We start from the raw sequence: 6,205 nt of genomic DNA on the forward strand, positions 1-6,205 counted from the left end.
ACTGCCCTTCTAATAATTAACTATGTGATTTTAACAATTATCTTATTCTTGAATAGCAGCGATACCCGGAAGAACTTTTCCTTCGATTGCTTCGAGCAATGCGCCACCACCAGTTGAAACATAAGATACACCGCTAGCCAAACCAAACTTGTTAACACAAGCTACAGAGTCGCCACCACCCACAAGTGAGAATGCGCCGTTCTTAGTTGCTTCAACGATTGCTTCACCTACTGCACGTGAGCCGTGAGTGAAGTTATCAAATTCGAATACGCCTGTAGGACCGTTCCAAAGAATAGTCTTAGATTCTTTGATAACGTTAGCGAAGATTTCTTCAGTCTTAGGACCGATATCAAGACCTTCCCATCCGTCAGGAATTTCGTCAACAGCACAGAATTTAGTATTTGCATCGTTAGAGAATGCGTCAGCAATCTTAGCGTCAACAGCCAATACCAGGTTTACACCTTTTTCTTTTGCTTTTTTCATCAAATCCAAAGCCAGGTCAAGTTTGTCGTCCTCACAGATAGAGATACCGATTTTACCACCCATTGCTTTAGTAAATGTATAAGTCATACCACCGGCGATAATCAGGTTGTCCACCTTGCTCAACAGGTTTTCGATGATTTCGATTTTAGAAGAAACTTTAGAACCGCCCATAATAGCAGTGAACGGACGTTTGATATCGTTCAATACTTTATCAACAGCTTTCACTTCTTTTTCCATCAAGTAACCGAACATCTTGTTGTTTACATCGAAATATTTAGCGATCAATGCTGTAGAAGCGTGTGCACGGTGAGCAGTACCGAATGCGTCGTTTACATAGCAGTCAGCGTAAGAAGCCAATTTCTTGGTAAATTCTTTCTGGCTTTCTTTTACTGCTTTCTTAGCAGCAGCTTTTTCTTCGTCAGTTGCATCTTCAGCCAAACCTCTTGGTTTGCCTTCTTCTTCAGCATAGAAGCGAAGATTTTCGAGCAACAGCACTTCTCCCGGTTGCAGAGCAGCAGCTTTTACAGCAGCTTCTTCGCCCATGCAGTCGTTAGCGAACTGAACCTCAACGCCCAGCAATTCAGACAGATGCTTGATGATATGTTTCAAAGAGAATTTATCGGCAACGCCTTTCGGACGGCCCAGGTGAGAGCCAATGATGATGCTTCCGCCGTCTGCCAGAATCTTCTTCAAAGTAGGAAGAGCTGCACGCATACGAGTGTCATCTGTAATGTTGAAGTTTTCGTCCAGGGGTACATTGAAGTCCACGCGAACAAATGCCTTTTTACCGGCAAAATTGAATTTGTCAATTGTCTGCATAATACTCTATTTTTATTTAAAAGTGTTTTTAAAATTCTTCTTTTAGAACGACCGCAAAGTTACTATTTATTTCGGTTCCTTGCTATTAAATCGTTATTTATTCTTGGCTTTTGGTTCCTCTTTTGTAACTTTATAGGTGTTACAGAAATATTTGCACATCATTTGCAAACCACAGGTGTCACATTTGGGAGTACGTGCCTGACAAACGTAACGGCCGTGCAGGATGAGCCAGTGATGGGCAATCGGTATGAGCTTTTCCGGAATATTCTTCACCAGTTCTTTTTCCACGCTGAACGGGGTGGTGCAACTGTCCGGCACCAGTCCGATACGGTGGCTGACACGGAACACGTGTGTATCTACCGCCATAGCTGCTTTTTTGAATACAACCGACTGGATCACATTGGCAGTCTTTCTTCCTACACCGGGCAACTTTATCAGATCTTCCAGATTATCCGGCACCTCGCTATTGAAGTCATTCACCAGCATCTTTGCCATACCGACCAGATGTTTGGCTTTGTTGTTGGGATAAGACACGCTTCGTATATATTCGAAAATTACTTCCGGGGTAGTGGCAGCCAATGCTTCCGGAGTCGGAAAATCTTTATACAAAGGGGGAGTGATGATATTCACTCGTTTGTCCGTACATTGTGCAGAAAGAATAACAGCGATCAGCAACTCATACGGATTGTTGTAATGCAGTTCGGTTTCGGCTACAGGTATGTTGTCCTGAAACCAGGCGATTACTTTCTCATAACGTTCTTTCTTTCTCATCGTAGCTTGTTTTTATGGTAATGAGGCGTCACTTTTAGTCTGAAATAGAGAGCGGAAACTACCGTCAGGCAGGCTCCGAAAAGATAAGCCTTATCAAATGTACTTATTTCTGCGATATATCCTCCCGTCAGCATACCGATACCGATTCCTACATCCCAGGAAGTGAGGTAGGTGGAAGTCGCTGTTCCCCGCTGACTGTTGGGGGCGAGGTTGACAAACAGCGTGTTAAATGCCGGAAACATAATTCCAAACCCGACACCCATTAATAATGCAATGCCAAAAAAGAGCAAGGTACAGGCTGTATCATTCCATTGAATCACATATACACAAGTTGAAAGCAGGAAGAAACTGAAAACAACCAGGTATAATCCGGCAGCTATTACTTGCGTTATTTTTCCGCGATCCACCAGTTTTCCTGAAAAGATACGCGAAATGGCCATACCGACTGCCATAAAGGTGAAGAAGAACCCGGTTTGTGTGTTCAATCCTATTTGGCGGGCGTACATAGCAACATAGTTGGTCGTCATTCCGTAAGGGATGGAAAGCAGCAGCAGACTAAGTCCGGCAGGCAGTCCTTTCATCAGGATAAAGCGGTCGAGCGAGATCGGTTCCCGTTTCACAGGAGGCTTGTAGGGCGTTTTAACCAGACTTGCGCATAGAAAACCTAAAATACAGGAACCGAATGCATAGCAGAATATCGTAGCAAAAGAAACTCCCGCATCATGCAGAAACAGTCCGAACATCGGTCCGATGGACATGGCTGTATTGTTGGTAAGCCCGTAATAACCTAAGCCTTCCCCTCGCCGGGAAGAGGGCATAATGTCTATTACTACCGTGTTTCCGCCTACTGTGACCATTCCGAAAGAGACACCGTGAATGATTCGGAATATAATAAATAAGGTAAGGGAACCGGCAATTAAATATCCGCCGAACATCATCATAAAGATGAAGTAAGCAAACAGATAAAGAGGTTTTCGGGCAAACGTGTCGAGCAGATAACCGGAAAATGGACGGATACAGAGAGCTGCCACCGTGTAGCAGGAGAGGACAATGCCGATAGTGGAATTTCCAGCCTGGAAGAATTCGGATAAATAGAACGGCAAAACAGGAATCAGCAACCAGAAACCGAAGTATAGCAGGAAGTTGGCTGCCAAGATGAAACAATAACTGGGAGTAATGAGTCTATCCTTTGCCATAATGAATGATCGTTCAATCGACCGATTCGCATTGATTGGAAACCAACGCCGTTGGCCTGATTGGTCTGTTGATGAATATGCCAATGTCCCGATCACCGTCCGACGGTTTCATTGGGAACATTGGCATACTGGTAAATTTAGCACATTATTAATATGCCGCTTCGAATTCTTTTAGGAAGCGTGTATCGTTTTCAGAGAACATACGGAGGTCTTTCACCTGATATTTCAGGTTTGTGATACGCTCGATACCCATACCGAGGGCATAACCGCTGTATATTTTGCTGTCTATACCATTTGATTCAAGTACGTTCGGGTCTACCATACCGCAACCGAGGATTTCTACCCAGCCGGTGTGTTTACAGAACGGACATCCTTTACCGCCGCAGATATTACAGCTGATATCCATTTCCGCACTTGGTTCGGTAAACGGGAAGTAAGACGGACGCAGACGGATCTTTGTATCAGCACCGAACATTTCTTTGGCGAAGAGCAGCAATACCTGCTTCAAGTCGGTGAATGATACGTTTTTATCTACATACAGCGCTTCTACCTGATGGAAGAAACAGTGTGCGCGATAGCTGATAGCTTCGTTACGATATACACGTCCCGGACAGATGATGCGGATAGGAGGCTGTGAAGTTTCCATCACACGGGTCTGTACAGAAGAAGTATGTGTACGCAATACTACGTCCGGATGAGCTTCGATAAAGAAAGTGTCCTGCATATCGCGTGCCGGATGGTCTTCGGCAAAGTTCAGTGCCGAGAACACGTGCCAGTCATCTTCAATTTCCGGACCTTCGGCAATGCTGAATCCCAGACGGGCAAAGATATCAATGATTTCGTTCTTTACAATGGTGAGCGGGTGGCGTGTACCGAGTTCCACAGGATAAGCCGAACGCGTCAAATCCAGTCCGTCACAATCGTTGTCCTGACTTTCAAACATTTCTTTCAGCGCGTTGATTTTGTCCTGCGCTTTTGTTTTCAGTTCATTCAGTCTCATGCCGACTTCTTTTTTCTGTTCGGCAGCTACATTACGGAAATCTGCCATTAAGTCGTTAATGGCTCCCTTCTTACTTAGGTATTTGATGCGGAGAGCTTCGAGTTCTTCGGCATTGGAGGCGTGTAAGGCTTCCACCTCTTTCAGAAGTTGTTCAATCTTAGCTATCATATTTTTGATGTATTGTTATTCAGTTTCTTAGTAAAAACCGTGCAAAGATATAATTTTATCACGAACCATCGAAATAATTTGTATCTTTGTTGCCGATATGTACCGAAAATCCGGCAACTTATGAAAAAGATTGTTTTCTGTCTTCTGCTTTTAACCTTTTCTTTTCGCCTTGCGGCCCAGATTGACTATTTGGAGCCGGTGAAACCTTTTTCCACTTATACAGGCGAGTTAGGCGAATATTATCGTAGTGTGTTTTCTTTACTTAATACGGGCTTCCAGAAACAACCTTATGCGCGTTTTGCAGCTATCCCTTCCTTTTCGCCGGAGTATGCAATGTCGGTAGAGAAGAGGAACGGGCGTTATACTCTGGTCTCGAACACATTATCGCGTACTTATTGGCAGGCAGAGAAGGGGACGGTGACGGTGGATACTAAATCGGTTGTCATTAGTGCTTCCCTATATCAGTCTTTAGGGGCTATCTTTCGTTTGGTGACAGAGCAGGTACAGGATTTGGACGGTTCTACGGCTGGTTTGGATGGAATTGTTTATTTTTTCTCTTCTACGGATGCTAAAGGTAAAGAGCAGATGGGACGTAAATGGTCGCCGGAAAAAGGAACGTTGATGGAACGTCTTGTATTGGTTTGTCAGTCGGCATATATGTTATCCCGAGGGGAAAATATTTCTGAACAGACGTTGGCAGTGGAGGCTGCTGCTTTATTAAAAGCATTGCAACAGCGCACCAAGGAAGAGCCGGATGCTTATAAGCGGCCGATGTATATCGGAATTTATCCGGTGGGTCCCCGTTCAAAGACACTTTCCGGAAGACAGGTGGAGGAACCTGCTCATTTCTCTGCGATGACTCCGGAAGAATATATTGCCAGTGAAATGGTTTATCCGTCAGGGCTTTTGGAGAAGAATGTTTCGGGTTATGCTTTGTGTGAGTTTACTATTGATAAAGAAGGGGTTATCCTTCGTCCTCATATTCTACGTTCCACTCATCCGGAATTTGCAGAGGAGGCTCTCCGCATTGTCAAAGGAATGCCGAAATGGTCACCTGCATTGGTGGGAGGAAAGCCGGCGGATAGTAATTACACTCTTTATGTTCCTTTCCGTCCGCAACTCTATCGGAATAAATAAGCAACTTTGCATCTAAAGTCCGATTAATAAAAAAGAAATATTGCATTTATAAGTTGAACTTATACTCTCTCCAATAAATAAAAAAAATAAATTTGCTGTCATCTGTCACAGATTGTAACTTAACTGTTTGATTATGAAAAGTTAATGGCGTGACAGCAGCATGGTGACAGCACTGTGACGGCAATAATGCTGTCACTGCAAAGCTAAGAAGAGATGAACGCACTGCAAAGACGGTATGGTAGAGATGCATACCCAAATCAAGTAAAAATCACAGATGAAGTTTCATTGCCTGAATAGTATTAACCACAGGCAGATAAGCTATTTTATTTATTACCCCTGTACTTACGGGGCGGGACCTGCCTTGTAACCGATAGTTTCAAGCCTTGAAACTATTGGTTTTGCGGTTCGAAACTACAGTTTCATCGCCTTGAAACTTTAGTTTCTCTTGTTTGGAACTATTAGTTTCTTACTGATGAAACTATAGTTTCACACTGATGGAACTTTAGTTTCTCACCGATGAAACTATTCTCCCGTGTAGTTGTTTACTTATTTGTCTTATATAAAATTCTATTGTAACTGTAAGCACTCATTGTATGGCTCTTGTTTATCCTATCAGTCATTTTTACCTTTG

The 6,205-nt window shown here is 43.5% G+C and carries 5 protein-coding genes; 1 reads left to right on the forward strand and 4 read right to left on the reverse strand.

What is annotated here, in order from left to right; genetic code table 11:
• Positions 1-42: 42 nt before the first annotated feature.
• The 4 genes from ACT8YW_RS01380 to pheS all read right to left on the reverse strand — a co-directional run bounded on the left by ACT8YW_RS01380 (position 43) and on the right by pheS (position 4,437).
• Positions 43-1,302, reverse strand: coding sequence for a phosphoglycerate kinase (locus ACT8YW_RS01380; protein ID WP_004300866.1), 1,260 nt, complete (start codon positions 1,300-1,302; stop codon positions 43-45).
• Positions 1,303-1,395: 93 nt separating this feature from the next.
• On the reverse strand, positions 1,396-2,073 hold the full coding sequence (nth, locus tag ACT8YW_RS01385; protein ID WP_004300865.1) for an endonuclease III: 678 nt from the start codon (positions 2,071-2,073) through the stop codon (positions 1,396-1,398).
• Positions 2,070-3,269, reverse strand: coding sequence for an MFS transporter (locus tag ACT8YW_RS01390; protein ID WP_117937415.1), 1,200 nt, complete (start codon positions 3,267-3,269; stop codon positions 2,070-2,072). Before ACT8YW_RS01390 ends, nth begins: the two co-directional genes overlap by 4 nt.
• A gap of 148 nt (positions 3,270-3,417) precedes the next feature.
• A complete protein-coding gene (pheS, locus tag ACT8YW_RS01395; protein WP_004300862.1) occupies positions 3,418-4,437 on the reverse strand; it encodes a phenylalanine--tRNA ligase subunit alpha in 1,020 nt (339 codons plus the stop codon).
• A 120-nt stretch (positions 4,438-4,557) separates the two neighbouring features.
• Here pheS and ACT8YW_RS01400 point away from each other — a divergent pair, with 120 nt between their 5' ends.
• A complete protein-coding gene (locus tag ACT8YW_RS01400; RefSeq protein WP_004300861.1) occupies positions 4,558-5,574 on the forward strand; it encodes an energy transducer TonB in 1,017 nt (338 codons plus the stop codon).
• Positions 5,575-6,205 lie beyond the last annotated feature (631 nt).

Origin of the sequence: Bacteroides sp., assembly GCF_052357945.1 — a bacterium.
Classification (GTDB): Bacteria; Bacteroidota; Bacteroidia; order Bacteroidales; family Bacteroidaceae; genus Bacteroides.

Coding starts and splice junctions, on each gene's coding strand:
- ACT8YW_RS01380 (WP_004300866.1), bottom strand. CDS start 1,302: ATGCAGACAATTGACAAATTCAATTTTGCCGGTAAAAAGGCATTTGTT.
- nth (WP_004300865.1), bottom strand. CDS start 2,073: ATGAGAAAGAAAGAACGTTATGAGAAAGTAATCGCCTGGTTTCAGGAC.
- ACT8YW_RS01390 (WP_117937415.1), bottom strand. CDS start 3,269: ATGGCAAAGGATAGACTCATTACTCCCAGTTATTGTTTCATCTTGGCA.
- pheS (WP_004300862.1), bottom strand. CDS start 4,437: ATGATAGCTAAGATTGAACAACTTCTGAAAGAGGTGGAAGCCTTACAC.
- ACT8YW_RS01400 (WP_004300861.1), top strand. CDS start 4,558: ATGAAAAAGATTGTTTTCTGTCTTCTGCTTTTAACCTTTTCTTTTCGC.